The organism is Hydrogenophaga sp. (assembly GCF_050250835.1).
Lineage (GTDB): Bacteria > Pseudomonadota > Gammaproteobacteria > Burkholderiales > Burkholderiaceae_C > Hydrogenophaga.
Window position 1 is genome coordinate 195,593 of the sequence record NZ_JBFWNX010000005.1, and the last position, 26,465, is coordinate 222,057.

Below are 26,465 nucleotides of genomic sequence, written 5' to 3' on the forward strand. Positions count from 1 at the left end.
CATCCCAAGGAGACCCGCATGAAACCGATTCCTTTTCCCTTGCGCACGGCGGCTTTGGCCCTGGCGGCGGCGCTGGCGCTGGCGGCCTGCGGCGAAAGCAAGGATCCTCAGCAACTTCTGGCCTCGGCCCGTGACTACCTGCAGAAGAACGACAGCCCGGCGGCCATCATTCAGCTCAAGAACGCGCTTCAGGAACAACCCGATCTGGCCGAGGCGCGCTTTCTTCTGGGCCGCACCTTGCTGCAAGGCGGCGACGTCGTTGGCGCAGAGACCGAACTGCAGAAGGCGCGCGATCTGGGCTATGCCTCCGATGAACTCGTTCCCCTGCTGGCCCGCAGCGCCCTGGCCCAGGGTCAGTTCCGCAAGGTCACCGATACCTTCACCAACACCAAGCTTGGCTCGAACGATGCTCAGGCGGACCTGCTCACCCTGCTGGCCGTGGCCTGGAGATACCAGGACAACTCGGCCCAGTTTCAGGGTCGGTTGCAGGAGGCCCTGCAACTCAAGCCCGACCACGCGCCGGCCCTCATCGAGCTGGCTCGCTTCAAGGGCACGCAGCGCGACGTGGATGGCGCACTCGCCATGCTGGATGGCTTGCTGGCCAAGGACGCCGCCAACGTGGATGCGCTCGCGCTGCGGGGCGATCTGCTGCTCTACGGCAAGAACGATGCGGTGCGGGCGCTGGACGCCTACCGCGCTTCCGTGGCGGCCAAGCCCACCTTCGAATTGGGGCAGGGCGGCGTCGTGCGTGCGCTGATGAGCCTCAACCAGTTGGATGAGGCCGCGAAAGCCCTGGACAAGCTGATGCCCCAGTTGCCGCAGACGCTCTACCTCAAGACACGTCTCGCCCACCAGAAGGGCGACTACGCCACCGCGCGCAACCACGCGCAGCAGATGCTGAAGGTGACGCCCGATTCGCCAGCCGCGCTGGAGATTGCCGGAGCGGTTGAATACCAGCTGGGGAGCCTGGCGCAGGCCGAGTCGATGTTGGCGCGCGCGGTGCAGGCCACGCCCGAACTGCGCGTGGCGAGGCACACCCTGGTGCTGACCTACCTGCGCACGGGGCAGGTCGATCGGGCGCTGGCCGCCTTGCCACCAGGCCTGAGCGCCGGCAGTTCCGATGTGGACATGCTGTCGCTCGCAGGGCAGGTTTACATGGTCAAAGGCGAGGTGGACCAGGCGCAACGCTACTTTGCCCGCGCTTCATCGCTGGACCCCACCGACCCCGCCAAGCGCACGTCGCTGGCCATGACGCAGTTGATGGCCGGCAAGACCGACATGGCGCTGGGTGCGCTGCAAGACATTGCAGCCGGCGATGTCGGCGTGGTGGCCGACCTGGCCTTGATCAATGCCCACATGCAGCGCCGTGAAGCCGACAAGGCGCTCAACGCCATCAACGCGCTGGAAAAGAAGCGCGCCAACGATCCCATGCCATTGCAGCTCCGCGGTCGTGCCCTGCTCATGCGCAATGATCGGGCTGGTGCCCGAGCGGCCTTCGAACGCGCTCTGTCCATCGAGCCTTCGTACTTTGAGGCCGTCGCCGCACTGACACGATTGGACCTGACCGAGCGCAAACCGCAGGATGCGCAAAAGCGGCTGGAGGCGTTGGTGGCGCGCGAGCCGGGCAACGGCGCTGCGCTGCTGGCCCTGGCGGACGTGCGCACGGCCAACGGTGCCAGCGGCCAGGAGGTCGCCGACACGCTGCGCAAGGCGATTGAGGTCTCGCCCACCGACAAGGCAGCTCGTGTGCGCCTGATTGACCACCATTTGCGTCGCAACGATCCAAAGGCGGCGCTGGCGGTGGCCCAGGCTGCCGTGGCAGCCCAACCCGGCGTGCCGGAACTGGTCGATGCACTGGGCCGCGCACAACTCGCCGGTGGCGAATACAACCAGGCCTTGAGCACCTTCAGCCAGCTCGCCAGCCTGATGCCGAATTCACCACTGTCGCAACTGCGTGTGGCGAGCGTGCATGTGGCCAAGCGGGACCGACCGGCCGCGGTGGCCGCATTTCGCAAGGCCTTGCAGGCGCAGCCCAACCTCTGGGCCGCCCAGCGAAGCCTGACGGACTTGCTGCTGCAGACCGACCAGGGTGCCCAGGCCTTGACACTGGCCAAGTCTGTGCAGCAACAGCAGCCCAGGGACGTGGCTGGTTTTCTGCTGGAAGGCGATGTGCATGCCTCCGCCAAGCGCTGGAGCGAAGCCGTGGCGGCCTACCAGGCGGGCATGCGCCTGGGCGCGGTGCCGGAGCTGGCGGTCAATATGCATGCGGCATTGAGCGCCGCGGGAAAGTCGGCCGAAGCGCAGCAAGTGGGTGCCGCCTGGATCAAGGCCCACCCCGAGGACACCACGATGCTGCTCTACCTGGGAGATCGGGCACTCGCCGACAAGAGGCTCCCGGATGCACAGCGCCACTACGAGCAGGTGATCGCGCTGCAGCCCACGAATGCGCTGGCACTCAACAACCTGGCCTGGGTGGCGGGAGAACTAGGCCGCGAAGATGCGGTGGCGCTGGCCGAGCGGGCGAATGCGGCCGCGCCGAACCAGCCGGCCTTCATGGACACGCTGGCCGTGCTGTTGTCGGGCAAAAACCAGCATGCTCGCGCCGTGGAGCTTCAAAAACAGGTGGTGCAGCTGCAGCCGAATACCCCGGTGTTCAAGCTCAATCTGGCCAAAATTCAGATCAAGGCCGGCGACAAAGCGGCGGCCAGGGCGCTGCTGGATGAGCTTGGCGCACAGGGCGAGCGTTCGGGCTTGCAGGCCGAGATCGAAGCACTCAGGAAAAGCATCTGACCCGGCAGCGCGGTCTCAAAGCGAAGGGATTCACCATGAAAAGACGCGCATGGTTCGTGGTCCTGCTTACCCTGTCGGCCATGGCTGGGCCGGTTGCTGCCGCTGCCGCCTCGCTGGCCGACACCATCGCCCGCCTCAAGGGTTCGGTGGTGCTGGTGGGCACCTTCCGCGCAACCGACAGCCCGCGGTTCCAGCTCCGGGGCACGGGATTCATTGTGGGCGACGGTCGCATGGTGATCACCAACGCCCATGTGCTGCCAGACGATCCCACCGGTGCCAACGCGCAGGCCATGGTGGTGCAGGTGCGCAAGCCGGGTGCCAGCGGGTGGGAATCGCGCCCCGTCACATTGCTGGGCACGGACGCGCCGCGCGATCTGGCCTTGCTGCGAATGGAAGGGCCGCCGGGTCCTGCTGCTGTGGTGGGCGATTCCAGCCAGGTTCGAGAGGGCGATGCGCTGGCATTCATGGGGTTTCCCATTGGCGGGCTTCTGGGTTACTCCACCGTGACCCACCGCGCGATGGTTTCCAGCATCACGGCTGCGTCGCTGCCCAGCCCGACCGCAGATCGCCTGAGCGAACAGGCCATCAGAGGTCTGCGCGTCGGCACCTACGACATTTTTCAGCTCGACGCCACGGCCTATCCAGGCAACAGCGGTGGTCCGCTGTTCGATCCCGGCACGGGCGAGGTGGTGGGCGTGATGAACATGGTGCTGATCAAGAGCACCCGCGAATCGGCGATGAGTCAGCCCTCGGGCATCTCCTACGCCATTCCGAGCCGCTATGTGCTGGAGCTGCTCGCACGTCATCGCTGACGGGTCGTCCTCAGCGCTGGCGGGGCGCTGCCAGCGTGTGCAGCGGGATGTCGTGCTCACGCGCCAGGCGGTTCAGTTGCGCGCACGTGCGTTCTTGGAAGAAGGCCGCCAGGGCCGAGCGGGTCTCTGGCTGGAGCAGGGTCGTGGGCCCTTTCACGGGCCAGCCTGCCACCTGGCACAGAGCCGTCGCGAAATGCGGCTCCAGGGCGGCGACCGCGACGCGGCCGTCCCGACAGGCATAGATGCGGTAACCCGCATGCGCTCCGCCCACTGCACCTTGGGGCTGGGTGAGGCCCCAGGTGCGCGGCAGGGCGAGCCACGAAGCGGCCTGTGACAACGCCACTTCCTGAAAGGAGCCCTTGCCCGTGGCCTTGAGGTTCAATGCGCTTGCGAGCACCGCTTCGCTGGCCATGAGCGCACCGCCCATGTCGGCGAACAGCGTGGCGGGGAGCTCCAGGCCGGTCACCAGCCCGGCCTCGGCCAGGTAAGTCAGGTCGTGCCCGGGTTCTTCGGCGCGTTCACCCGGTGCGCCCACGATGGCCACCACCGACAGCGCCGGATGTCGCGCGCGCAGGACCTTCCAGCCCAGGCCGAGTTTGGCCAGCGCGGAAGGGCGGAACGAGGTCAACAGCACATCGGTGCGGGCCAACGCCTTGTGCAGCGCGGCCTGGCCGCGCTCGGCCTTCAAGTCCCAGCTCACGACCTTGATGTTCTCGTGCAAGGTGCCGTAGGCAGTGGCGTTGTAGTGGCCCATGGGATCGCCGGGCGTACCGGCCGCAGCTCCTCGAGGTGGCGGGGGCTCGACCTTCAGGCAAGTCGCGCCCATCGCCCGCAGGCGCATCAGTGCGGCCGGCCCTGGCAGATTGAGGGCCAGGCTGAGCACGCGAACCCCGCGCAGGGGACGAAGGGCAGCGGATCGAGGGCGGGCAGTGGTCGTCATGGCCTCCAATGTACCCACTGCTGCCCGGCAGGGCTTCAGCGCTCGCCGAAATTCAAAGGCAGGCCGACATAGTTCTCAGCGATGGTGCGCCGGCCATGCTCCGAGTGGATCAGATAGTCCAGCTCGGCCTGCTGCAGCTTGGCCACGATGGGGCCGTCCTCAGGGAAGTTGTGCATGATCCCGGTGAACCACCACGAAAAACGCTCTGCGCGCCAGATGCGCTTGAGGCAGCGTTCGGAGTAGCCGTCGATACCCGCTTCGCTGCGCTCCTGGTAGAACTCCGTGATGGCAGTGGAGAGGTACTTCACGTCCGTGGCCGCCAGGTTCAGGCCTTTGGCACCGGTGGGCGGCACGATGTGGCCCGCGTCGCCTGCCAGGAACAGGCGGCCAAAGCGCAGCGGCTCGGTGACAAAGCTGCGCAGCGGAGCAATGCTCTTCTCCAGGCTGGGCCCGGTGACCAGGCTGGCGGCGGCTTCAGGGTCCAGGCGCAGGCGCAGTTCATTCCAGAAGGCATCGTCCGACCAGGCTTCCACCTTGTCGGTCAGGGGCACCTGCAGGTAGTAGCGGCTGCGTGTGTGGCTGCGCTGAGAACACAGCGCAAAACCCCGATCGCTGCGCACGTAGATGAGTTCGTGATGCACCGGCGGGGTGTCGGCCAGCAGGCCCAGCCAGCCGAACGGGTAGACCTTCTCGTACTCGCGGATCGCACCGCGTGGCACGCTGGCGCGACACACCCCATGGAAGCCATCGCAACCGGCGATGAAGTCGCACTCGATGGTGTGCATCTGGCCGTTCTTTTCATACGTGACGCGTGGCTTCGTGGTGTCGAAGTCGTGCACTTGCACGTTGGCCGCTTCGTAGACGGTGGTTCGACCGATCCGTTCCCGCGCTTCCATCAGATCGCGTGTGACCTCGGTCTGGCCATAGACCGTGACGCGCTTGCCACCGGTGAGCGCCTCGAGGTCGATGCGATGGCGTTCACCGTCAAACAGCATGTCGAAGCCTCCGTGCGGCAGGCCTTCCTTCAGCATTCGCTCGCCCACATCCACCTCTTGCAACAGGTCGGTGGTGACTTGCTCCAGCACGCCGGCGCGTATGCGCCCCAACACGTATTCGCCACTCTGTCGTTCGAGAATGACGTTGTCGATACCGGCCTTGTGCAGCAACTGACCGAGCAGCAGACCGGAAGGGCCGGCCCCGATGATGGCAACCTGTGTGCGCATGAATGTCTCCTGTGGGGTGATTTCACGAAGCATAGGAACTCAAGCGGTGAGTCGCCACCCCGTCTCTGGATGGCTGCGCGATGATCGGATGGTTTGCGCGATCACCGCGCAGTAAGAAGGGGCGCGGGCATAATCCGCCCATGAACAACGTCCAGCCGGCCATCGCCAAGGCCGATTTCATCGAAGGCATGGCCAAAGGCATGGCCGTGCTGGAGAGCTTTGACACCGGGCGCCAGCGCCTGAACGCCACCCAGGCGGCCGAGCGCGCCGGCCTCACGCGCGCCGCCGCGCGCAGACACCTGCTCACGCTGGCGCACCTGGGTTACCTGGAATCCGACGGCAGCCACTACTGGCTGTCACCCAAGGTGCTGCGCTTTTCCGGCAGCTATCTTGCCTCTGCTCGCCTGCCGCGACTGCTGCAGCCCACGCTCAACCGCCTGGCTGCACTGACGCGCGAGTCGTTTTCGGCGGCGGTGCTCGATGGCGACGAGGTGGTGATCGTGGCGCGCAACGTCTCCATTGGTGGCCAGCGCCTCATGGCATATGGCCTTCACCTGGGCGCACGACTGCCTGCACATGCCACCTCCACCGGCCGTGTGCTGCTGGCTGCCATGCCCCGGGGTGCTTTCAATACCTGGCTCAAGGGCCGCGAGCTGCCGCGCCTGACACCGCGCACAGTGGTGGACCACAAGGCCTTTCGCGACATCATCGCGCGCGTGCGCGAGGACGACCTTTGCGTGGCCCGGGAGGAGCATGAACTGGGCGTGCACGCGCTGGCCGTTCCGCTGCGCAACATGCAAGGCCGCACAGTGGCTGCGCTCAACGTGGTGGCATCACCCGAAAGGCTTGAACTGCCCAGCCTGCATAAAGACCTGTTGCCTTTGCTGCTGGACGCGGCGAGAGAATTGCGGCCGCTGCTCTGAAGAGCGTCATACGCCGAGGTGTTGTTCCAGCAGGCCCGGCTGGCCCAGCAGCTGCGCCGAGCTGCCTTCGAAGACGACTTCTCCCTTGACCAGAATCACATTGCGGTCGGTGATCTGGGTGACGTGTTTCCAGTTTTTATCGACGATGACGCTGCTGATGCCGCTCTCGCGGATCAGGCCGCAGATCCGCCAGATCTCGCGCGCGATCAGCGGCGCCAGGCCTTCGGTGGCTTCGTCCAGGATCAGCAGGTCCGGATTCGTCATGAGCGCGCGGCCGATGGTGAGCATCTGCTGTTCGCCGCCACTGAGCTGCTGGCCGCCATGGTCGAGTCGTTCGGCCAGGCGCGGAAACGTCTCCAGCACGCGCTCATAGGTCCAGTCGCGCTGGCCACGCGTGCCCGCCCGTGCCGACATGATCAGGTTTTCGCGCACGCTCAGGTTGCCGAAGATGCCACGTCCTTCGGGCACGTAGGCCAGGCCCTGGCGCGCGATCTCGAATGTGGGCGCACCGGTCATGTCGCGGCCCTTGACCTGCACGCGGCCGCCGCTGGGCCTGACGATGCCCATGAGCGACTTCAGCAGCGTGGTCTTGCCCATGCCGTTGCGGCCCATGAGGCCGATGGTCTGCCCCTTGCCAACGGTGAAATCCACGCCGCGCAGGATATGGCTGGCGCCGTAATGGGTGTGAAGGCCTCTGGCTTCGATCAAGGTGTGTTCGTTCACTGGATTACCTCCGCCCTCCGGGCTGCGGTGCGAGCTTGCTTGGGAACGGCCCAGCGCTGCGCTCACGCATGCTCCTCGCCGAGGTAGGCAGCCTGCACCGCGGCATCGGCTCGGACCTGGGCAGGTGTGCCGCTGGCGATCACTTGTCCGTTCACCATCACAGTGAGTTGGTCGGCCAGGGTGAACACCGCATCCATGTCGTGCTCCACCAGCAACATGGCGTGGTCCGTCTTGATCTTCTGTAGCAGCGTCACCATGCTCTCGGCCTCGGCCTGACCCATGCCGGCCAGGGGCTCGTCGAGCAGCAACACCGTGGGCTCGGTGGCCAGCGTCATGGCAATTTCGAGCTGGCGTTGTTCCCCGTGACTGATGGTGCCTGAGACGGTGTGAGCGCGCGCCGTGAGGCCAGCAAGCTCCAACGCCCGTTCGCATCGCAGGTTGACCTCGGCCAGCGCACTGGCTGACGACAGCCATCGCAGGGGGTTCCAGGGGCCATGGCGTTCGCGCGACTGCGCGGCCAGGCGCACGTTGTCCCAGACGGTGAACGGCAGGAAGATGTTGGTCTTCTGGTAGCTGCGGCCCAGGCCCAGGCGCGAGATGCGCTCGGGGCTGAGCCCAGCGGTCTCGGTGCCATTGAGCGTGATGCGGCCGGAGGTGGGCGGCAGGTCGCCCGAGAGCAGGTTGGTCAAGGTGGACTTGCCCGCGCCATTGGGCCCGATCACTGCATGGATGCGATCGCGGAACAGGTCGATCGACACTTCGTTCACGGCCGCCAGGCCACCGAAGCGCTTGGTGAGGTTCTGTGCGGAGAGCAAAAGGTCGCTCATGGCCCACCTCGCTTCTTCGAAAGCTGACCCACGATGCCGAGCAGGCCGCGCGGCGCAAACACCACCACCAGCACGATGAAACTGCCCATGAGCAATTGCCAGTGCTTGGTGAGGTCCTTGAAGAAGTGCATCACGTACTCGAAGGCGAAGGCGCCCACGATGGCACCTGCGAAATTGCCCATGCCGCCCAGGATGACCATCATGATGGCGTGCGCGCTCATGTGGAAGCCCATGAGCTCAGGGTTCACGAAGCCGGTCTGCGCTGCCCAGAGAAAGCCTGCCACGCCCGCGAGCGCACCAGCCAGCGTGAAAGCAGCAAGCTTGTAGCCAAAGGTGCCATAGCCCACGGCGCGCATGCGGTGTTCGTTGACCCGAATGCCTGCCAGCACACGGCCGAAGGGCGAAAACAGCAGGCGGCGCAGGAAGGCGTACACCAGCACCAGCACCAGCAGTGTGAAGTAGTAGAAGGTGGTCTTGTTGTCCAGGTCGATGCCGGACCACCCGAACAGGGAAGCGTCGGGCCGGAAGTTGACGTAGATGCCGTCGGAGCCGCCGAGCGCCTTGTTGTCGAAGAACAGGAAGAACACCATCTGCGCAAAGGCCATGGTGACCATGATGAAGTAGATGCCGTGCGTTCGCACCACGAAAAAACCGATGACGAGCGCCGCCAGGCCAGCGGCCAGCGCCGCAACGGGCAATGACCACCACAGGCTGATGGGCAGATCGGCTGGTGTGAGGAAGGCCAGCGCATAGCCGGCCAGGCCGAAGTAGGCCGCATGGCCGAGCGAGACCAGGCCGGTCACACCCTGCAACAGGTCCAGGCTCATGGCGAAGATGGCCAGAATCATCATCTGCGAAAGCATCTGCAGGTAGAAGTCGGTGCCAGCGATCGGGATCAGCGGAAAGGCCGCAAGCGCGATGGCACCCAGCAGCAGGATGACCTGCATGCTGCGCGGCAGTTTTTCGAGTTGGGCTTTCGGAGCGCTCATTGTTTGAAGAGCCCTTCAGGCTTGTAAAGCAGCACGGCGGCCATGAGCATGTAGACGGACATGCCGGCAATTTGAGGGGCCAGCACCTTGCCAAAGGTGTCCACCAGTCCTACCAGCAGCGCCGCCACGAGCGCACCACGCACCGAGCCGATACCGCCGATGACCACCACCACGAAGCACATGATCAGCACCGAGCTGCCCATGCCGGGGTAGACGCTGGAGATGGGCGAGGCGATCATGCCGGCGATGGCGGCCAGCGCCACGCCCAGCGCGAACACCACACCATGGATCAGGCGGATGTTGACGCCCAGCGACTCGGTCATTTCCCGGTTGAAGGCGCCCGCGCGGATCTTCATGCCCAGCCGCGTCTTCGAGATCAGCAGATATAGCCCGAGGGCGAGGGCGATGCACACGCCCGACATCACCAGGCGGTAGACCGGGTAGGAAAGGTTCTCAGTGAGCGGAATGGACCAGTTCAACACCTCGGGTACCTGCACCGAGTGCACATCGTCGCCCCAGAGGATGGAGCGCAGTTCCTCGAAGATGTAGATCAGGCCGAACGTGAGCAGCACCTGGTCCAGGTGATCCCGGTGGTAGAAGTGCCGGAACAGCAGCCACTCCAGCAACCAGCCGAACGCCACCGCGAGCGTCGAGCCCAGCACGATGGCCAGCACCAGGCTGTCGAGCTGGCCGGCCAGGAACCACGCGAGGTAGGCGCCCAGCATGTAGAAGCTGCCATGGGCGAGATTGACCACGCCCATGATGCCGAAGATCAGCGTGAGGCCGGCGGCCAGCATGAACAACAGCAGGCCGTACTGCAGGCTGTTGAGCAACTGGATCAGGAAGTTGGCGAAATCCATGGTGCAGAAAGCGGGAGATCGGGAAAACAGGCGAGCAGAAAGCAGACCAGCGCCGCTGGGGCGCCGGTGTGCGAGTTCATGAGGCGGAGGTTGGCGCTCAGCCCATGCGGCAACCAGCCGCGGAATCGGCCACGGCCTTTTGCGCAATGCCGATCACCTTGTTCTCCTTGTTTTCGACCTTGCGCAGATAGATGTCCTGCACGGGGTTGTGCGCCTTGCTCATGGTCCACTTGCCGCGCGGGCTGTCGATCACGGCGCCTTCCATGGCGGCATACAACGCCTTTTTGTTGTTCATGTCACCCTTGACGGCGTTGGCGCCCTTGACGAGCAGCAAACCGGTGTCGTACCCCTGCACCGCGTATACGTCCGGCTGCAGGCGGAAGGCCTTGGCGTATTCCAGACGGAACTGCTTGTCGCGCGGCGTGTTGAGTGAATCGCCGTAATGCATGGTGGTCAGCACTCCGTCGGCCGCAGCGCCTGCGGCGTCGAGCACACCTTCGGTCAGGAAGCCCGATCCGTAGAGCTGGATGGACTTGTTCAGCCCCGCGGCGGCGAAGTCGCTCATGAATTTGGCGGCGCCGCCGCCAGCGAAGAAGCAGGCCACGGCGTCAGGCTTGAGCGATGCGATCTCGGTGAGCAGCGCCTGGAACTCCACGTTGGGGAAGGGCAGGCCGAGCTTCTTGACGATGGTGCCACCCGCAGCGGTGTAGCTCTGTTCGAAGCCTTCGAATGCCTCTTCGCCGGCCGCATAGTTCCAGGTGATCCAGACGGCCTTCTTGTGGCCGCGGTCCACCATGGCCTTGCCCAGCGCCAGCGTGGGCTGGGAATTGGTGAAAGAGGCCCGGAAAACGTTGGGGGCACATTGGGCGCGGGTGGCGACATGCACGCCGGCATTGGGAATGAGGTTGAGCACACCCGTGTCGCGTGCGACCTTGTGGATGCCCATCTGGACACCGGAATGCACCGTGCCCACGAGCACGTCGACCTTGTCTCGCTGCACCAGGCGGCTGGCGTTCTCGATGCCCTTGGCGGGATTGGACTCATCGTCGACCTTGAAATACTCGATCTCGCGGCCGCCGAGCTTGCCGCCCTGTTCGTTGATGGCCAGGCGAAAGCCGTTTTCGATTGCCACGCCGAGCTGGGCGAAGGTGCCGGTGTAAGGGAGCATGAAACCCACGCGGACCTTGTCCGACTGCGCGCGCACGATCTCAGGCAGCAACAGGCCCGTGGATGCGGCGCCGATCACGGCGGCGCTGCGGGTCAGGACGAGTCGGCGGGTGGTCATGGTGTGTTCTCCTATGGGGGGTTTACCGGGATGCGAATCACTGTAGACGGCGGGTTGAGGCTTGGCGATCCAGAATTACCCGTACTTTAGGTCTGAACAATTCAAAAGTGAACTTTGATCGTTTGGCCGCCGGGATATGAGGAATAATGCATCTGCTTGGCCTGCAATATATTGCATATCATCCGGATCTGAGACCGGGAAAACCCTTGCTTCCCGCCCTGGTGCCAAGGGTTCATCTGTAGGTGGTCTTACCAATGAATGTTTGATTTATTGGGCATTATGATTTCGACTCCTACTTGTTGGAGACTCGAACCATGCTCAACCGTCGACACGTTCTTTCCCTGGCCGCTCTGGCCCCTTTGGCATCGCAGGTCTCTGCCCAGGACAACTGGCCCCAGCGGCCGATCCGCATCGTCAATCCCGGTGCGCCCGGCGGCACGAACGATGTGCTTGCGCGCTACGTCACCGAGCCGCTGAGCAAGATCCTTGGCCAGCCGGTCATCATCGAGGCCAAGGCGGGCGCAGGCGGCGCCATTGGCACACAGTTCGTGGCGCAGCAGCCCGCTGACGGCTACACCATCCTCACCCATCACAATGGGTTCGTCACCACGCCGCTGGTGCGAAACAACGCCGGCTACGAGTTCAAGGATCTGGTGCCTGTTTCGCTACAAGGCACATCGCCACTGCTGCTGATGGCGCATGCTTCAATGCCCGCCACCCTGGCCGAGTTCGTGGCGTTTGCCCGCGCGAATCCCGGCAAGCTGGAGTGGGGCACCGCCGCATTGGGCGGCGTCGGCCATCTGGCGACAGAGGTGTTCCACGACATGGCAGGCATCAAGGACATGGTGCGCATCGCGTTCTCGGGTTCGGCGCCCGCGATCCAGGGGCTGTTGAGCGGACAGGTCAAGTACCTGATGTCCACGCCCTCGTCGTCGACGGCCGGTCTGGTGAAAGAAGGGCGTCTGCGATTTCTGGGCCTGTCTTACCCGACACGCTCGGCCGCGATGCCCGATCTGCCCAGCATTTCCGAAGTGGTGCCGGGCTTCTCGGCCGACGTCTGGTTTGGATTTCTTGCCCGCGCCGGCACGCCGACGCCCATTCTGGACAAGCTCTCGGCGGCCCTGTCCACCGTGCTCACCCAGCCTGAGGTGGTGGCGCAGTACCAGTCGGTCAATGTGCTGGCCAAACCCGGTCGCAACGAACTGGGCGAGATCCTCAAGCGTGAGAACGCGCTCTGGGGCAAGGTGGTGAAAGAAAAGAACATTCGCCTGGACTGAGCCTGCGATCAAGGCTTGGCCTGCCCGGAGGGACTCGAACCCCCGACCTGCTGCTTAGAAGGCAGCTGCTCTATCCGGTTGAGCTACGGGCAGACAGGGTGATCGGCGATACAAAAAAGGCCCACACTGTGGGCCTTTTTGTTTTCGATCAATGGTCGGAGCGGCGGGATTCGAACTCGCGACCCTCTGCTCCCAAAGCAGATGCGCTACCAGGCTGCGCTACGCTCCGACTAAGCGGTGGATTGTACCCGCTGCCACGGGCATCGCCGCGAACCTCAGCGCTTTTCGTATTGCGTCTTGCCAAACAGCACGTCGCGCGACTTGTTGTCGGTGAGCGGCTTGCGGGCGTCAGACAGCACGGCCACGCCGCGCTGCACCGCAGGGCGGGCCGCGATGGTGTCGAACCAGACCTTCAACCGAGGGTGGTCTGCCCAGTCGATGCCCTGGTTCTGCCAGCTGCGCAACCAGGGAAAGATGGCCATGTCGGCCACGCTGTATTGACTTCCCGCCATGAACTTGTGCTGGGCCAGTTGCCGGTCCATCACCCCGTAGAGGCGCTTGGCTTCGTTGGTGTAGCGGTTGATCGCGTACTCGATCTTGTCGGGCGCGTACAGGCGGAAGTGATGCGCCTGCCCCAGCATGGGCCCCACGCCACCCATCTGGAACATCAGCCACTCCAGCACTTTCCATCTCGCGCGGTCCGATCTGGGCAGGAACTTGCCGGTCTTGGCGGCCAGGTAGAGCAGGATGGCGCCCGATTCAAACAGGCTGATCGGCAGGCCATCCGGGCCCTGCGGGTCCACCAGCGCCGGGATCTTGTTGTTGGGACTGATCTTCAGGAATTCGGGCGCGAACTGGTCACCCTGGCCGATGTTGATGGCATGCACCTGCCAATCGCGTCCCAGGCGCAAGCCGCATTCCTCCAGCATGATGTGGACCTTGTGTCCGTTGGGTGTGGGCCAGGAATAGACGTCGATCATGAGAGGCTGCCTTTCTGTACCGGATGGCGGTTGGTTATGCTTGCAAAAATTCACTCTACGGGAAAACACAAGTCCATGTTCGAGCGCCTGGGAAAAGCGATGGTGGGTCTGCGGGCCTCGTCAGACCCGTCGACCCTGCTGGCGCAATGGGCGGCGTCCCAAGGACTGGCCTTCAAATCCCTCATCGGCGGTGCCTATGCCATCGCGGGGCGCTGGCAAGACCGAGCTGTTCGCGTCGAATGCGGCGCCCCCTCGCGAGATTACCTCCAGGGCATGGAGCTCATGGGGCGCGCCGACCTCGGCCTGGCCACGGCGAGCAGCGTGGTGCTGATGAACCGCCCGCTCAAGCGCGCTCTGGAGCAGCGGGCCACGGCGCTGTATGCCAGCTACACCGATGAATTGCAGACCAGCGCTGCGATGCTGCCAGAAGAGATCCGCTGGCTGGCGACGTACCGCGACGCTGGTTGGGCCGGTCCCGACGAAGCCTTCTGGGAGCGCTATGCCGTGCTCACCGACTCGACGGAGACCGCCAAGGCCTGGCTCGACACCGGTGCCGTGCAGCGGCTCATGACCTGGCCAGTGAATGGCGTCTCTGCCACCACGCCGGTGCTGTTCATGTTGATGCGTGGAAAGACGTATCTGCGCCTGCAGATTGACCAGACGCGGGATACCGCCACGGCGGTGCATGCGCTGGACCTGTTTCGCCACCTGAGCGAACAGGCCCGCGCAGTGCCTGCTTCCTGACGCTCGAAGCGCCTTTTCAGAATCCGCGCGTGACTGGCATCTCCACCTCGGTTTTCACCAGCATGTGCTTGGCGAGTTCGAGCTTGGCGATGGATTGGCGGTGCACTTCGTCCGGGCCGTCGGCCAGGCGCAGGGTGCGCTGACTGGCGTAGGCATAGGCGAGCGGGAAATCGCCGCTCACACCACCACCGCCATGGGCCTGGATGGCCATGTCGATCACGTCGCAGGCCATGTTGGGTGCCACCACCTTGATCATCGCGATCTCGGCTTTGGCCACCTTGTTGCCTACGGTGTCCATCATGTAGGCGGCTTTGAGCGTGAGCAGCCGCGCCATTTCGATGCGGCACCGCGCATCGGCGATGCGTTCGTGCCAGACCGACTGGGCCGACACCGGTTTGCCGAAGGCCACACGGCTGTTGAGCCGCTGGCACATCAGTTCCATGGCGCGCTCGGCTGCGCCGATGGAGCGCATGCAGTGGTGAATGCGGCCCGGGCCCAGACGGCCTTGCGCGATCTCGAAGCCACGTCCTTCGCCCAGCAGAATGTTGCTGGCCGGCACACGCACGTTCTCCAGCAGCACCTCCATATGGCCATGCGGCGCATCGTCGTAGCCAAACACCGATAGCGGGCGAAGCACCGTGATGCCCTTGGCGTTCGCCGGCACGACGATCATGGATTGTTGCGAATGGCGCGGCGCGTCGGGGGTGGTCTTGCCCATCACGATGTAGACCGCGCAGCGCGGGTCGCCCGCGCCGGAAGACCACCACTTGCGGCCGTTGATCACGTATTCATCGCCATCGCGCTCGATGCGGCACTGGATGTTGGTCGCGTCGGACGATGCCACCTCGGGCTCGGTCATCAGGAAGGCCGAGCGGATCTCGCCGCGCAGCAGGGGTTCGAGCCATTCGTCCTTCAGCGACTCGCTGGCGTAGCGTTCGAGCGTCTCCATGTTGCCGGTGTCCGGCGCGGAGCAGTTGAACACCTCGGCGGCGAACGGAACCCGGCCCATGATCTCGCACAGCGGCGCGTATTCGAGGTTGGACAGGCCTTGTGGCGCGCGCGGGCTGCGCGGCAGGAAGAGGTTCCACAGGCCGGCGGCGAGGGCTTTGGGCTTGAGCTCTTCGATGATCGCCGTGGGCACCCAGGGGTTGCCCTTGGCCCGGTTGGCCGAGATCTCTTCGAAGAAACGAGCCTCGTTGGGGTACACGTGCTGGTCCATGAACGCGAGCAGGCGTTCGCGCATGTCCTTGACCTTGTCGGTGTAGTCGAAATTCATCGTGTCTCCTGTGGGGTGAGGCTGGGATGCCCGGAAAAGAGGATCAACCGGCGCTCGCGAACCGCCAGGCCAGCTCGGCCATGGGCCGGGCGCCGGCAGCAGAACTGACAGCCTGGGCGCTGGAGGCGGTGCCGGCCTCCACCCGCTTGGCAATGCCTTGCAGGATGGCGGCCAGACGAAACATGTTGTAGGCCAGGTAAAAATTCCAGTCGGCCTTGAGTTGCGCGGGCTGCGCAAAGCCGGTGCGCTCGCAGTACAGCGCGATGTAGTCGGCTTCCGACGGTATGCCCAGGGCCTTCAAGTCCAGGCCGCCAATGCCACGGAAGGCGCCAGGCGGAATGTGCCAGGACATGCAGTGGTAGCTGAAGTCGGCCAGCGGGTGACCCAGCGTGGAGAGCTCCCAGTCGAGCACCGCAAGCACGCGCGGTTCGCTGGGATGAAACATCAGGTTGTCGAGGCGAAAGTCGCCATGCACGACCGTCAGCATGGATTCGTCTCGTGCCATGGCCGGCACGTTTTGCGGAAGCCAGTCCATGAGGCGGTCCATGGCCTCGATAGGCTGTGTCACCGAGGCCTGGTATTGCTTGCTCCAGCGGCCGATCTGGCGTTCGAAGTAGTTGCCCGGCTTGCCATAGCCGTCCAGGCCGATCTCAAGCGGTCTGACGGTGTGCAGCGCAGCCATCACGCGGTTCATCTCGTCGTAGATGGCACCGCGTTGCGCGGGCGTCATTCCCGGCAACGACTGGTCCCACAACACGCGCCCATTCACGCATTCCATGACGTAGAAGGCACGGCCGATCACCGACTCGTCTTCGCACAGTGCGTGCATTCGCGCGACCGGCACACCGGTACCGTGCAACGCGCTCATCACGCGGAACTCGCGCTCGATGGCGTGCGCCGATGGCAGGAGCTTGGCCACCGGCCCGGGTTTGGCGCGCATCACATAGGCGCGTTGAGGCGTGATGAGCTTGTAGGTGGGGTTCGATTGGCCGCCCTTGAACATTTCGACCGTGAGCGGTCCGCCAAAGCCGGGCAGATGTGCCTGCAGCCAGCGCGACAGTGCCGCCTCATCGAAGGCGTGCGTGCCTGCCACGGGTCGGGTTCCGGTGAAGTTCTGGTGGTCGCTCATGAACCCGTCCCCCGGCAGCGCTTCAGGATTCGGACTCGGCGATGCGCATGAGCATGTCGCGGTTGCGCACCACCAGGCCGCCTTGCTCGATGCGGATCGCATCTTCCCGCTCCATCGACTTGAGCTCCTGATTCACGCGCTGACGCGAGGCGCCCAGCAATTGCGCCAGCTCTTCCTGCGCCAGTTGCAGGCCGATGCGCATCTCGCTGCCGTCCGAAAGACAAGGCACGCCGTAGCTGCGCACGAGGTGCAGCAGCTGCTTGGCCAGCCGAGCGCGAAGCGGCAGGGTGTTGAGGTCCTCGACGAGGCCGAACAGCGTGCGGATGCGCCGCGCCTGCAAGCGCATGAGCGCCTCGTAGAGTTCCACATGCGTGCTCAGGATCTTCTGGAAATCGGTCCGTGCGACGCACAGCATGGTGGTGGCCCCATGCGCATAGGCATCGTGCGTGCGCTGGTCGCCGTCGAACATCGCCACATCGCCGAACCACACGCCTGGCTCCACATAGGTCAGGGTGATCTGCTTGCCAGAGAGCGAGGTCGAGCTCACGCGCACCGCCCCCTTGGCCACCGCCGACCATTCGGAGGGCGGGTCGCCGCGGGCGACGATGAGATCGCCATCCTTGAATCGCTTGACGTAGGCGCATCGGAGTATGTCGTGACGCAGGGAAGGGGAAAGACTGGTGAACCAACGACCGTTGTTGATCGCCTCGCGTTCTTCCATTGTCAGAATCGGTTCGTCCATGGGCTGTCTTTTGAGTGACTGGAAAGGCGTTCATTGTCGCCACAGGGACGTGGCGAGCGGATCAGGGTATGCGCGCAGGGCGCGCGCGGCAAGCCGTTCAGCGGTAGCTGGCAGGCCGCTTTTCCATGAACGCGGCGATGCCTTCACCCGCGTTGGGGTGGTGCAGGCAGCGCACGAAGTGGTCGCGCTCGGCTGCGAGCTGGGCGTGCAGCGTGTGCGAGAAGGCGTCGTTGGCGAGTTCCTTGATGCTGGACAGCGCATTGGGCGCGCGCGCGTTGAGCCGCTCACTCATGGCCAGGGCTTCTGCCAGGGCTTCGCCGGGCGCGCAGACCTGGTTGATCACGCCCAGCTGCTGCAGGCGGTCGGCGCCGATGCGGTCTCCGCACAGCAGCAATTGCAACGCGGTGGCGCGGGGCATGGACCGCATCAGGCTCCAGGTCGATCCACCGTCGGGCGAGAGGCCCACATTGCTGTAGGCCATGACAAACACGCTGTTCTGCGCGGCCACCACCAGGTCGCAGGCCAGCACCAGCGAAAAACCGGCGCCGGCGCAGGAGCCTTCCACCGCCGCGAGTACCGGCTTGGGAAATGCGCGGATGGTCTCGATCCAGTTGTGAAGGCCTTCGACACTTTGTGTCTGCACCTCGGGTGGTTGCTGCCGGTTGGCCAGCAACCGCTGCAGGTTGCCCCCGGCGCAGAAGTGGCTGCCCTCGCCGGTGATCACCACGCTGCGCACGTCGCCGCTGCTCTCGGCCACATTGAGTGCCTCCACACCGGCGGCGTACATGTCCGGGCTCAGGGCGTTGCGGTTTTCGGGGTTGCTGATGGTCAGCACCATGGTCTGGCCATGGCTGTGGCTCTTGAGGCTGGCGGTCATGTGATGGGTCCTGTGTACAGGCCGGGGTTCAGGCTTCTTGGTGGGTCAGGCTCAGGCCCAGCGCGCCGCGCCGGCGCAGCCAGGGCGAGGGACGGTAACGGGGATCGCCATAAACGGTCTGCAGGTTGAACAGGATCTCAAGCACATTGGTCGGGCCGATGCGGTCGCCCATGGCCAGTGGCCCGGCGGGGTAGCCCAGGCCCAGCGTGACCGCCACGTCCAGGTCCTGCGGTGAACAGATCCCTTGCTGGCACATGTCGGCGGCAATGTTCACGATGGTGGCCACCACGCGCTGGGTGACGAAACCACCACTGTCGCGGATCACGCTCACGGGTTTGCCGTCGCGTGCGAAAAGCGCGTGCGCGGCGTCGCGCATGTCAGCTCGTGTGGCGGGATTGGTGGCCAGCACGCGGCGACGCGTGGCGGCGTCCTCCAGCATCATGTCGATGCCCACTGTGCGTGAAGCATCCAGCCGCTCCACGGCGGCCAGTGTGGTCACGTCCAGCCCCAGGGGGGCGACCAGAATCAGCGCCGTGGCCGAGGGCGCTGCGGCGGTCTCGATGCTGGCACCCAGGTTTTTCAGCAACTGGTAGAGCTCCTGGCGCCGAGCCGCCTTGGGCGACACCCAGACCGGTGGGAGGTCGCTGACCGTGGGAGGAGGGGGCTCGGCGCTGAGCCGGGCGACGCCTTTGTCATAGTGGTAGAAGCCTTCGCCCACCTTCTTTCCCACCACGCCTCCAGCCAGGCGCTGCGCGGTAATGACGCTGGGTCGATAGCGCGGTTCCTCGTAGTACTGGTGGTAGATCGACTCCATCACCGGGTGCGAGACGTCCAGCGCGGTCAGGTCCATCAGCTCGAACGGGCCGAGGCGAAACCCCACCTGATCCTTGAGGATGCGATCAATGGTGGTGAAATCCGCTACCTGTTCGCCCACCACGCGCAGGGCCTCGGTGCCGTAGCCGCGCCCGGCATGGTTGACGATGAACCCTGGCGTGTCCTGGGCAGCCACGGGGGTGTGACCGAACTGGCGCGTGTAATGGGTCAGGCGCTGACAGACCTCGGCGCTGGTCTTCAGACCGGCAATGACCTCCACCACGCGCATCAGCGGCACCGGGTTGAAGAAGTGGTAGCCCGCCAGTTGGGCCGGTCGCTTGAGCGCCGCGGCGATGGCTGTGACGGAAAGCGAGGAGGTGTTGGTCGCCAGCACCGCACCTGGCTGCACGATGCCCTCCAGATCGGCGAACAGGCGCTGCTTCACATCCAGCCGCTCCACCACCGCTTCGACCACCAGGTCGCACGATGCCAGGTCGGTCAGCGCGTCAGCCACTTGAAGGCGTTCCAGGCATGCCTGCATGGCTGCGGCATCCATCCGGTTCTTGCCCACCAGGGCCTGCCAGGTCGTTTGCAGGGCATCTCGCGCGGCCTGGGCTGCGCCGGGCTGCACGTCAAAAAGCCAGACCTGGCTGCCCGCCTGGGCCGCCATCTGGGCGATGCCACGGCCCATGGCGCCGGTGCCAACGATGCCCGCAGAGGGAAAAATGGGTTGCATAAGTGTGTTGTATTTGGAATGACAGGCGCATCGGCTATGACAAAATGACCGATCGAAAGAACGAAGGACATCCAACGTGCGCCAGACATGGACAGCCTGTATTTTGCTATCAACTGCCATGGGCAGTTCGGCAGTGACCTTGGGAAGGCACAGTGGCGCAGCCCTTATCGGGCAACCGCTTGATGTCCGGGTGCAGCTCCTGGTGGGGCCTGAAGAAGACGCCACCAACCAGTGTGTGACCACCGATGTGTTCTACGGCGATGCGCAAGTCCCGCCCGGCACCGTGCGCAGCACGCCCCAGAAGGCAGCCGGTGTCGATGCCCAGGCCACCGTGCGCATCCAGGCCTCCGTGCCGGTGAATGAACCCATCGTCACCCTGTATGTGCGGGCCGGTTGCAGCAATCCCTTCACGCGGCGCTACGTGCTGCTGGCCGATCTGTCCTCTGAGCCCGTTGCGGCGAGCGCAGCCACGCCATCCGCAGCGGCTGCGGCGCCTGTTCGTCCGCCTGCCGTGGCGCCATTGGCGTCGCCATCCGCACCAGCAGGCGCATCGTCGGGTGGTGCCGCGTCGGCGCAGTCCCCGGGGACTTCGACAACGCCGAGGGCTTCCGCGACGAGGCCAGCGACCCGCGCACCGAGCCCGGCCAATGCCCGGCCGGCAGCACCGCCCAGCGTGGTGCGCCGGGCACCTGCAGGCGTGGCTGCACCACGCCTGCAGCTTGATCCGGTGGACCTGAGCCCGGGCATCGAGCGCGATCCGGCGCTCAAGCTCTCACCGTTGATGCTCAGCGAACCCGCCACCACCGACGAAGCGCGAGCGGCGGCGGCTGAACGCTGGAAAGCCATCAACGCCACGCCCGAGGACATCCTGCGCGATGCCCGCAAGCTGGGCGCCGTGGAAGCCGAAGCCGCCGAGCTGCGCAGCGCGCAAGCCCGGGATCAGGCCAGCCTGGCCGAACTCAGGAGCCAGTTGGATGAGGCCAAAAACCAGCGCTACAGCAACCCGCTGGTTCACGCGCTGGGCGCCTTGCTGTTGATCTCTCTGCTGGCGTTGCTGTTCGTGTGGCGGCGCAAGGCCCAGGCGCCGGGATCGGAAGCCTCGCGTGCGTGGTGGTCTTCCGATCCCGATGACAAGACAGCGGCTGACCAGCTCGGCGAACCCGTGGCGCGCAACGTGTCAGCGCCCGCTGCGCTGAACGAGGAGGTCAAGGACCTCGACCTCAACCTGGAAGAAGACTCTTCGTTTGATTCGCTGAACCCGCCCAAGGCTGGGACGGTGCGCAGTGGTCGGCCACCCCTGGCAGCCGAGCCTGCGCCTGCGATGCAGGCCCGCGACAAACGCGAGTTCTCGCCCAGCGCCATCGGTGGCTCACGCTCCATTGCCACCGAAGAACTGTTCGACGTGCAGCAGCAAGCCGACTTCTTCGTCTCTCTGGGCGAGGATGGGCAGGCCATTGAAGTGCTGCGCAACCACCTGGCTGAAAGCCACGAACCCAGCGCGCTGGCCTATCTGGACCTGTTCAAGCTCTACCACCGACTCGGGCGGCGTCACGATTACGACCAGTTGCGCGACGAATTCAACCAGGTGTTCAACGCCGGCGCGCCGCCTTTCGATCACTACACAGATGCTGGCCGTGGCCTGGAAGCCTATGAGACCGCCTTCAGTCGAATCCAGTCGCTCTGGCCGGAGCCGCGGGTGCTCGACCTGATCGAACAATCCATCTTCCGTGATGCGTCTGACGACGAAGTCGAGGTCTTCGATCTGGAGGCCTACCGCGAACTCCTGCTGCTGCATGCGATGGCGAAGGATCTCATCAAGCGCGATGGTTCCAGGGCCACTGGGAGCAGCGACTTCCACCACACGGCCGTGCAGCCCCTCAAGGCAGCAGGGCGCCTTCTCGATGGCTCGCCGATTGCCGAGAAGGGCGCCATTCAGGATGTTCGCGAGCGCAACACTCAGCCCATGGACCTGGACGCCATGACCCCGGCTTCCTCGCGCCTGGGGCTGGACGTGAACCTGGACGATCTCTCCGAATTCTCCGCGTTCGAGGCCTCACTGCCGGAGGTGGACGTGGCCATCGAACCCACCGCGAGGGCGCCTGAGGGTGAGCAACCGGGTGATTCCGGTGGCAACCTGATCGACTTCGAGGTTCAGGACTTCATGCCGCCCGAGAGCGACGGCACGGACGCTCTTGAAGGCGATCCCCGCAAAAAGGCGTGAAGGCGATGAGCGTCAGCGCCGGACCTGCAAGGCTCCGGGGTTGACGATGTTGGTGGGCGTGCCCTGGATGAAGTTGACGACGTTGTCGAACGCCGCTGCAAAGTACATCTCGTAGCTGTCCTGCTCCACGTAGCCGATGTGGGGCGTGCAGATGCAGTTTTCCAGCCGAAGCAGGGCGTGCCCTTGCAGGATGGGCTCCGACTCGAATACATCGACGGCAGCCATGCCTGGATGTCCCCGGTTGAGTGCGGCGATCAGGGCCTCGGGCTCAATCAGCTCCGCTCGAGACGTGTTCACCAGCAAGGCACTGGTTTTCATGCGCGCCAGATCTTCCGCCTTCACGCAGCCAGCGCTTGTTTCGCTCAGGCGCAGGTGCAGCGATAGCACGTCGGACTCTGCAAATAGAGTGGCCTTGCTGTCGAGGATTTCATGGCCATCGGCCTGGGCGCGGGCCCTTGCCTCTTCGCTTCCCCACACCACGACACGCATGCCGAAGGCTCGCCCATAGCCGGCCACCAACTGCCCGATGCGGCCATAACTCCAGATGCCCAGGGTCTTGCCGCGCAGCACCATGCCCAGTCCGAAATTGGCTGGCATGGCGGCCGCCTTGAGCCCCGCTTGCTGCCAGGCACCGTGCTTGAGGTGGGAAACGTATTGCGGTATGCGGCGCATGGCGGCCAGCACCAGGCCCCAGGTGAGTTCGGCGGTGGAGACCGGAGAGCCCACGCCCTCGGCCACGGCAACGCCTCGTTCAGTGCAGGCAGCGACATCGAGGTGGCTGCCCACGCGTCCGGTCTGCGCAATCAGCTTGAGGCGGGGCAGCTTTTCAATGAGCTGGCGCGTCACCTGTGTGCGTTCGCGGATGAGGACCACCACGTCGGCATCGCGCAGCCGGATGGAGAGTTGTCCCACGCCTTTGACCGTGTTGGTGAACACCTTGGCGGGATACGGCTCCAGTTTCTCGGCGCACCGCAGCTTGCGCACCGCATCCTGATAGTCATCAAGGATCACAATATTCATGACCCTATTGTGCCCTCACCACCACCGGGCCTGCCCCGGCCTCGGGACGCGGGAGGCTCAGGCAGCGCGTGCGGAAACCTGGCTTTCCTGGTCGGCGAGCCGGTCCAGTTCAGCACAGACGTCGTTGATTCGGCCCGAAATCACAAGCCGCACGCCCAGCGAAGGCGAGGGGACCGGGTCTGTCTGGCGAAGCACCCGGACGCGGCACGCCCCTGGGCTTTCAGACCGCTTCATCGGTGCGATGAGTGCAGGCTGCTGGGCGGGTACTCGGGCCGGGCGCCCCAGCCATCCTGCGCGAGCGAACCGCTGCACCGCGCGGTTGGCCAGCGGCTCATTGGCAGCGAGCGTGCGGCGCGTGGCGGGCGCGGGCAGCCAGCAGTCGATGAGCTGAAGCGGTGCGCGCCAGGTGTTGGTGTTGAAGAGGATTCCCATGCGAAACTCCTTGGTGGGGGTTGTACACAGGCAGGATTGCTTGAAAGTCGCCAACGCAGGGATGTGTCCTTGAGCGGACGGCAAAGCCCGCTGGACCAAACGCCCGCCACCTGCTGAGGCGACACCGGCAGAAGCCGGTCAGAGCTGGAAACTGTTGCGGATCAGGCCCACAGCGAGTCCCTCGATTTCGAAAGGCTCACCCGGCTCGACGACGATGGTTTTGTAGTCGGGATTCTCGGCGTGCAGTTCGATCAGATGCTGGCGCCGCATGAAACGCTTGACGGTGACGTCGTCACCCAGGCGGGCCACCACGATCTGGCCGTTCTTGGCTTCCTTCGTGGCCTGCACGGCGAGCAGATCGCCGTCCATGATGCCGGCGTCCCGCATGGACATGCCACGCACCTTGAGCAGGTAGTCGGGCGTGCGCTGGAACAGGCTGCGCTCGACGTGGTAAGTCTGGTCCACATGTTCCTGCGCCAGGATTGGCGAGCCCGCCGCCACGCGGCCGATCAGGGGCAGCAAGAGCTGGGAGAAATCGGGGAGCGGCAGTGTAAGCTGGCGGGCTCTGGAATCGTTGATGGAGCGCAGGTCTTCGCTCCTCAGCCGAATGCCGCGGGATGTTCCGCTGACGAGCTCGATGACGCCCTTGCGGGCCAGCGCCTGAAGGTGTTCTTCGGCGGCGTTGGCCGACTTGAAACCCAGTTCGCTGGCGATTTCGGCCCGCGTGGGCGGTGCACCTGTGCGGGCAATGGCCGTCTGGATCAGTTCCAGGATCTGCTGTTGCCGGGCGGTGAGCTTCGGGGCGGCGGGGAGCATGTCGGACATGGGAAACCTCGTCTGAACTACGGGGAAACTGGCTGGGTGGACAAGTGGGGTGGGAAGATACCCATACCTGTTTTCTTATCCAGTGGCTGTATTTTTAACCAGTTTGGGAGACTTGGCAAGTGGCAATGTCATTGGAGGCTGATCGGTGGGTGTTGCTCGGCACAGGCGGCACCATTGCCGGGCAGGCAGCCCAGGCGGCGGACAACGTGGGGTATGTGGCCGGCCAGGTGGGTGTGGCCGAACTGGTGGCGGCGGTACCGACGCTGGGTGGTTTGCCGCTGGAGTTGGAGCAGATCGCGCAGATCGACAGCAAGGACATGGGACTGGCCGTCTGGCAAGCGCTGGCGAGGCGCATTGCGGTGCATCTCGAGCGTCCACAGGTTCGGGCGGTGATCGTGACCCACGGCACCGACACCATTGAGGAGACCGCCTTTCTGATTCACCGGTTGCTGCGGCCGGCCAAACCCGTGGTATTCACGTGTGCCATGCGTCCCTCCACCGCGTTGGTGCCCGACGGCCCACAGAACCTGAGCGACGCCATGGCCGTGGCCCGCCACGCGGGCGCAGGTGGGGTGGTGGTGGTGTGTGCAGGCCAGGTGCATGCCGCTCGCGATGTGGCCAAGGTACACACCTATCGGCTTGACGCGTTCGATTCTGGCGACGCCGGCCCGCTGGCGTGTGTGGAAGAGGGCCGCGTCCGCGAGTTTCGACCCTGGGTGCGCCAGGAAAGCGACCCATTGCGGGGCGCCAACGCGCTCGCGCCGTTTCTGTTGGCATCGGAGCTCCCGCGTGTGGAGCTTGTGACGAGCCACGCCGACGCTGGAGGCGACCTGATCCGGAGCTTGCTCGTGATGCCTGGTGAGCGGGCTTTGCAGGGCATCGTGGTGGCGGGCACCGGCAATGGCACCGTGCACCAGGCGTTGACAGATGCCCTGCACGAAGCCCAGGCACGCGGCGTTCGTGTGAGGCTGAGCAGTCGGTGTGCCAGGGGCCGGGTGGTGCCACATCCGGGACTGCCTTTCGAGGATGCGGGTGGCCTGTCAGCGATCAAGGCCCGCCTGGCGCTTGCGCTGGACCTGCTCGAAGGCTGAGCCATGCTGGCCGCCCTTGGCGCCCACCCCTGGGCATATCCGATGCTGGAGGTGGCCCATTTGTTGGGGGTGTCACTGCTTCTGGGCAACCTGGTGCTGCTGGAACTTCGCGTGTTTGGCTGGGGTGCAGCCCTGCCACTGGAGCCCCTGGCGCGGCTGAGCCTGGGGCTGGCGGTGGGTGGCTTTGCGTTGGTAGCCACCTCCGGGCTGCTGATGTTTGGCACGCAGCCCGGGGAACTGTTGGCCAATCGCGTGTTCACAGTCAAGATGGCGTTGATCATGCTGGCCGGCTGCAACGCCGGCTGGTTTCATGCGCGCCGTTCGTTGCAGTTGCAGGACGCTATGGCCCGCGCCTTGATGACGCTGTCCACGGTGCTGTGGCTGCTGGTGCTCACCTGCGGGCGGTGGATCAGCTACGTGTGATTCGAAATGGCAAGGAGATCTCCATGCAGAGACGTGATTTGATGCAGGCAGGCGCACTGCTTGGCCTTGCCGGCTGGGGTTCCGGTGCCTTGGCGCACCACGGATGGAGCAGCTTCGATCAGGACCGGCCGATCTACCTGGAGGGCAAGGCTGTCGAGGTGAAGTGGCGCAACCCACATGCCGAACTGGTGCTGGAACTGCCCGAAAATCTGACCCTGCCGGCCGATCTGGTGCGGCGTCCATTGCCGGCCCAGACCGCTGGTATCGACGGGCCGGCCCTGCTCGCCAAGACCGTGTTGCCCAGTCGGCGCGACCGGCGCTGGGAGATCGAACTGGCGCCCCTGTTCCGGTTGGGTCAGTGGCAGGTGCCCGAGATCAAGGCCGGCGTGTCTCTGGGTGTCGTGGGGTTCACTTTCAAAGACGAAAAGGGCGAAGCCATCGTGCGCGCCGAGTACCTCTTCCTGGAGGGCAAGGCCTACGGGCTGAGATCCAGCCCGACCTGAGGGC

The 26,465-nt window shown here is 64.9% G+C and carries 25 protein-coding genes and 2 tRNA genes; 9 read left to right on the top strand and 18 right to left on the bottom strand.

Annotation, left to right across the window (positions count from 1 at the left end):
* The first annotated feature begins 18 nt into the window (after window positions 1-18).
* Window positions 19-2,790: an XrtA/PEP-CTERM system TPR-repeat protein PrsT gene (prsT, locus tag AB7F11_RS09200; protein ID WP_428299935.1), complete on the top strand. Its 2,772-nt coding sequence runs from the start codon at window positions 19-21 to the stop codon at window positions 2,788-2,790.
* Window positions 2,791-2,825: 35 nt separating this feature from the next.
* Window positions 2,826-3,602: a S1C family serine protease gene (locus AB7F11_RS09205; RefSeq protein ID WP_428290169.1), complete on the top strand. Its 777-nt coding sequence runs from the start codon at window positions 2,826-2,828 to the stop codon at window positions 3,600-3,602.
* A 10-nt stretch (window positions 3,603-3,612) separates the two neighbouring features.
* On the opposite strand, the gene AB7F11_RS09210 is transcribed toward AB7F11_RS09205, so the two are convergent.
* Entirely contained in the window at window positions 3,613-4,542 is a 930-nt protein-coding gene (locus tag AB7F11_RS09210; RefSeq protein ID WP_428290168.1) for a CoA transferase, read from the bottom strand.
* Window positions 4,543-4,577: 35 nt separating this feature from the next.
* Window positions 4,578-5,765 carry a 4-hydroxybenzoate 3-monooxygenase gene (gene pobA, locus AB7F11_RS09215; RefSeq protein ID WP_428290167.1) on the bottom strand — a complete coding sequence of 396 codons (1,188 nt, stop codon included), beginning with the start codon at window positions 5,763-5,765 and terminating at the stop codon, window positions 4,578-4,580.
* A gap of 140 nt (window positions 5,766-5,905) precedes the next feature.
* On the opposite strand from pobA, the gene AB7F11_RS09220 reads away from it, so the two are divergent.
* Window positions 5,906-6,688, top strand: a complete 783-nt coding sequence (locus tag AB7F11_RS09220) for an IclR family transcriptional regulator domain-containing protein (RefSeq protein WP_428290166.1) — start codon at window positions 5,906-5,908, stop codon at window positions 6,686-6,688.
* A gap of 6 nt (window positions 6,689-6,694) precedes the next feature.
* Here AB7F11_RS09220 and AB7F11_RS09225 read toward each other — a convergent pair whose 3' ends face one another.
* The 5 genes from AB7F11_RS09225 to AB7F11_RS09245 form a co-directional block, all read right to left on the bottom strand.
* Window positions 6,695-7,411, bottom strand: coding sequence for an ABC transporter ATP-binding protein (locus AB7F11_RS09225; RefSeq protein WP_428290165.1), 717 nt, complete (start codon window positions 7,409-7,411; stop codon window positions 6,695-6,697).
* A 62-nt stretch (window positions 7,412-7,473) separates the two neighbouring features.
* Window positions 7,474-8,238 carry an ABC transporter ATP-binding protein gene (locus AB7F11_RS09230; protein WP_428290164.1) on the bottom strand — a complete coding sequence of 255 codons (765 nt, stop codon included), beginning with the start codon at window positions 8,236-8,238 and terminating at the stop codon, window positions 7,474-7,476.
* Window positions 8,235-9,227, bottom strand: a complete 993-nt coding sequence (locus AB7F11_RS09235) for a branched-chain amino acid ABC transporter permease (RefSeq protein WP_428290163.1) — start codon at window positions 9,225-9,227, stop codon at window positions 8,235-8,237. The genes AB7F11_RS09230 and AB7F11_RS09235 overlap by 4 nt, the downstream gene beginning before the upstream one ends.
* Complete coding sequence (locus AB7F11_RS09240; protein ID WP_428290162.1) at window positions 9,224-10,087, bottom strand: branched-chain amino acid ABC transporter permease; 864 nt, start codon at window positions 10,085-10,087, stop codon at window positions 9,224-9,226. The genes AB7F11_RS09235 and AB7F11_RS09240 overlap by 4 nt, the downstream gene beginning before the upstream one ends.
* 97 nt (window positions 10,088-10,184) lie before the next feature.
* Complete coding sequence (locus AB7F11_RS09245; RefSeq protein ID WP_428290161.1) at window positions 10,185-11,372, bottom strand: ABC transporter substrate-binding protein; 1,188 nt, start codon at window positions 11,370-11,372, stop codon at window positions 10,185-10,187.
* A gap of 314 nt (window positions 11,373-11,686) precedes the next feature.
* On the opposite strand from AB7F11_RS09245, the gene AB7F11_RS09250 reads away from it, so the two are divergent.
* Window positions 11,687-12,649, top strand: coding sequence for a Bug family tripartite tricarboxylate transporter substrate binding protein (locus AB7F11_RS09250; RefSeq protein WP_428290160.1), 963 nt, complete (start codon window positions 11,687-11,689; stop codon window positions 12,647-12,649).
* Window positions 12,650-12,665: 16 nt separating this feature from the next.
* Here the strand turns inward: AB7F11_RS09250 and AB7F11_RS09255 are convergent.
* The 3 genes from AB7F11_RS09255 to AB7F11_RS09265 form a co-directional block, all read right to left on the bottom strand.
* Window positions 12,666-12,742 (bottom strand) — tRNA-Arg (locus AB7F11_RS09255).
* A 59-nt stretch (window positions 12,743-12,801) separates the two neighbouring features.
* Window positions 12,802-12,878 (bottom strand) — tRNA-Pro (locus tag AB7F11_RS09260).
* Between the two features lie 46 nt (window positions 12,879-12,924).
* Window positions 12,925-13,629, bottom strand: coding sequence for a glutathione binding-like protein (locus AB7F11_RS09265; protein WP_428290159.1), 705 nt, complete (start codon window positions 13,627-13,629; stop codon window positions 12,925-12,927).
* Window positions 13,630-13,704: 75 nt separating this feature from the next.
* Between AB7F11_RS09265 and AB7F11_RS09270 the strand changes: the two genes are divergently transcribed.
* Window positions 13,705-14,373: a hypothetical protein gene (locus tag AB7F11_RS09270; RefSeq protein ID WP_428290158.1), complete on the top strand. Its 669-nt coding sequence runs from the start codon at window positions 13,705-13,707 to the stop codon at window positions 14,371-14,373.
* 16 nt (window positions 14,374-14,389) lie between these two features.
* On the opposite strand, the gene AB7F11_RS09275 is transcribed toward AB7F11_RS09270, so the two are convergent.
* From AB7F11_RS09275 to AB7F11_RS09295, 5 genes are all read right to left on the bottom strand, one after another.
* Window positions 14,390-15,649 carry an acyl-CoA dehydrogenase family protein gene (locus AB7F11_RS09275; protein WP_428290157.1) on the bottom strand — a complete coding sequence of 420 codons (1,260 nt, stop codon included), beginning with the start codon at window positions 15,647-15,649 and terminating at the stop codon, window positions 14,390-14,392.
* Window positions 15,650-15,692: 43 nt separating this feature from the next.
* Complete coding sequence (locus AB7F11_RS09280; RefSeq protein WP_428290156.1) at window positions 15,693-16,778, bottom strand: phosphotransferase family protein; 1,086 nt, start codon at window positions 16,776-16,778, stop codon at window positions 15,693-15,695.
* A 22-nt stretch (window positions 16,779-16,800) separates the two neighbouring features.
* A complete protein-coding gene (locus AB7F11_RS09285) occupies window positions 16,801-17,520 on the bottom strand; it encodes a Crp/Fnr family transcriptional regulator (protein WP_428290155.1) in 720 nt (239 codons plus the stop codon).
* Window positions 17,521-17,617: 97 nt separating this feature from the next.
* A complete protein-coding gene (locus AB7F11_RS09290; RefSeq protein WP_428290154.1) occupies window positions 17,618-18,397 on the bottom strand; it encodes an oxepin-CoA hydrolase, alternative type in 780 nt (259 codons plus the stop codon).
* Window positions 18,398-18,425: 28 nt separating this feature from the next.
* The gene (locus AB7F11_RS09295) at window positions 18,426-19,946 is read right to left on the bottom strand and encodes a 3-hydroxyacyl-CoA dehydrogenase (protein ID WP_428290153.1); all 1,521 of its coding nucleotides are present in this window, start codon (window positions 19,944-19,946) and stop codon (window positions 18,426-18,428) included.
* Window positions 19,947-20,136: 190 nt separating this feature from the next.
* On the opposite strand from AB7F11_RS09295, the gene AB7F11_RS09300 reads away from it, so the two are divergent.
* A complete protein-coding gene (locus AB7F11_RS09300) occupies window positions 20,137-22,167 on the top strand; it encodes a hypothetical protein (protein ID WP_428290152.1) in 2,031 nt (676 codons plus the stop codon).
* 12 nt (window positions 22,168-22,179) lie between these two features.
* On the opposite strand, the gene AB7F11_RS09305 is transcribed toward AB7F11_RS09300, so the two are convergent.
* The 3 genes from AB7F11_RS09305 to lexA form a co-directional block, all read right to left on the bottom strand.
* Window positions 22,180-23,187 carry a D-2-hydroxyacid dehydrogenase family protein gene (locus AB7F11_RS09305; RefSeq protein WP_428290151.1) on the bottom strand — a complete coding sequence of 336 codons (1,008 nt, stop codon included), beginning with the start codon at window positions 23,185-23,187 and terminating at the stop codon, window positions 22,180-22,182.
* Window positions 23,188-23,244: 57 nt separating this feature from the next.
* Window positions 23,245-23,619 (bottom strand): hypothetical protein, encoded by a 375-nt coding sequence (locus AB7F11_RS09310; protein WP_428290150.1) that lies wholly within the window; start codon window positions 23,617-23,619, stop codon window positions 23,245-23,247.
* A 138-nt stretch (window positions 23,620-23,757) separates the two neighbouring features.
* Window positions 23,758-24,435, bottom strand: coding sequence for a transcriptional repressor LexA (lexA, locus tag AB7F11_RS09315; protein WP_428290174.1), 678 nt, complete (start codon window positions 24,433-24,435; stop codon window positions 23,758-23,760).
* Window positions 24,436-24,569: 134 nt separating this feature from the next.
* On the opposite strand from lexA, the gene AB7F11_RS09320 reads away from it, so the two are divergent.
* Genes AB7F11_RS09320 through AB7F11_RS09330 form a run of 3 tightly spaced genes read left to right on the top strand, consistent with a single transcriptional unit; the run spans window position 24,570 to window position 26,461 of the window.
* Complete coding sequence (locus tag AB7F11_RS09320) at window positions 24,570-25,535, top strand: asparaginase (RefSeq protein ID WP_428290173.1); 966 nt, start codon at window positions 24,570-24,572, stop codon at window positions 25,533-25,535.
* Window positions 25,536-25,538: 3 nt separating this feature from the next.
* A complete protein-coding gene (locus AB7F11_RS09325) occupies window positions 25,539-25,958 on the top strand; it encodes a hypothetical protein (protein WP_428290149.1) in 420 nt (139 codons plus the stop codon).
* A gap of 23 nt (window positions 25,959-25,981) precedes the next feature.
* Window positions 25,982-26,461, top strand: coding sequence for a DUF6152 family protein (locus tag AB7F11_RS09330; RefSeq protein ID WP_428290148.1), 480 nt, complete (start codon window positions 25,982-25,984; stop codon window positions 26,459-26,461).
* Window positions 26,462-26,465: the final 4 nt, after the last annotated feature.

Coding starts and splice junctions, on each gene's coding strand:
- AB7F11_RS09265 (WP_428290159.1), bottom strand. CDS start 13,629: ATGATCGACGTCTATTCCTGGCCCACACCCAACGGACACAAGGTCCAC.
- AB7F11_RS09235 (WP_428290163.1), bottom strand. CDS start 9,227: ATGAGCGCTCCGAAAGCCCAACTCGAAAAACTGCCGCGCAGCATGCAG.
- AB7F11_RS09330 (WP_428290148.1), top strand. CDS start 25,982: ATGCAGAGACGTGATTTGATGCAGGCAGGCGCACTGCTTGGCCTTGCC.
- AB7F11_RS09245 (WP_428290161.1), bottom strand. CDS start 11,372: ATGACCACCCGCCGACTCGTCCTGACCCGCAGCGCCGCCGTGATCGGC.
- AB7F11_RS09320 (WP_428290173.1), top strand. CDS start 24,570: ATGTCATTGGAGGCTGATCGGTGGGTGTTGCTCGGCACAGGCGGCACC.
- AB7F11_RS09325 (WP_428290149.1), top strand. CDS start 25,539: ATGCTGGCCGCCCTTGGCGCCCACCCCTGGGCATATCCGATGCTGGAG.
- AB7F11_RS09230 (WP_428290164.1), bottom strand. CDS start 8,238: ATGAGCGACCTTTTGCTCTCCGCACAGAACCTCACCAAGCGCTTCGGT.
- AB7F11_RS09285 (WP_428290155.1), bottom strand. CDS start 17,520: ATGGACGAACCGATTCTGACAATGGAAGAACGCGAGGCGATCAACAAC.
- lexA (WP_428290174.1), bottom strand. CDS start 24,435: ATGCTCCCCGCCGCCCCGAAGCTCACCGCCCGGCAACAGCAGATCCTG.
- AB7F11_RS09295 (WP_428290153.1), bottom strand. CDS start 19,946: ATGCAACCCATTTTTCCCTCTGCGGGCATCGTTGGCACCGGCGCCATG.
- AB7F11_RS09305 (WP_428290151.1), bottom strand. CDS start 23,187: ATGAATATTGTGATCCTTGATGACTATCAGGATGCGGTGCGCAAGCTG.
- AB7F11_RS09275 (WP_428290157.1), bottom strand. CDS start 15,649: ATGAATTTCGACTACACCGACAAGGTCAAGGACATGCGCGAACGCCTG.
- AB7F11_RS09210 (WP_428290168.1), bottom strand. CDS start 4,542: ATGACGACCACTGCCCGCCCTCGATCCGCTGCCCTTCGTCCCCTGCGC.
- AB7F11_RS09250 (WP_428290160.1), top strand. CDS start 11,687: ATGCTCAACCGTCGACACGTTCTTTCCCTGGCCGCTCTGGCCCCTTTG.
- AB7F11_RS09240 (WP_428290162.1), bottom strand. CDS start 10,087: ATGGATTTCGCCAACTTCCTGATCCAGTTGCTCAACAGCCTGCAGTAC.
- AB7F11_RS09290 (WP_428290154.1), bottom strand. CDS start 18,397: ATGACCGCCAGCCTCAAGAGCCACAGCCATGGCCAGACCATGGTGCTG.
- prsT (WP_428299935.1), top strand. CDS start 19: ATGAAACCGATTCCTTTTCCCTTGCGCACGGCGGCTTTGGCCCTGGCG.
- AB7F11_RS09310 (WP_428290150.1), bottom strand. CDS start 23,619: ATGGGAATCCTCTTCAACACCAACACCTGGCGCGCACCGCTTCAGCTC.
- AB7F11_RS09220 (WP_428290166.1), top strand. CDS start 5,906: ATGAACAACGTCCAGCCGGCCATCGCCAAGGCCGATTTCATCGAAGGC.
- AB7F11_RS09270 (WP_428290158.1), top strand. CDS start 13,705: ATGTTCGAGCGCCTGGGAAAAGCGATGGTGGGTCTGCGGGCCTCGTCA.
- AB7F11_RS09205 (WP_428290169.1), top strand. CDS start 2,826: ATGAAAAGACGCGCATGGTTCGTGGTCCTGCTTACCCTGTCGGCCATG.
- pobA (WP_428290167.1), bottom strand. CDS start 5,765: ATGCGCACACAGGTTGCCATCATCGGGGCCGGCCCTTCCGGTCTGCTG.
- AB7F11_RS09280 (WP_428290156.1), bottom strand. CDS start 16,778: ATGAGCGACCACCAGAACTTCACCGGAACCCGACCCGTGGCAGGCACG.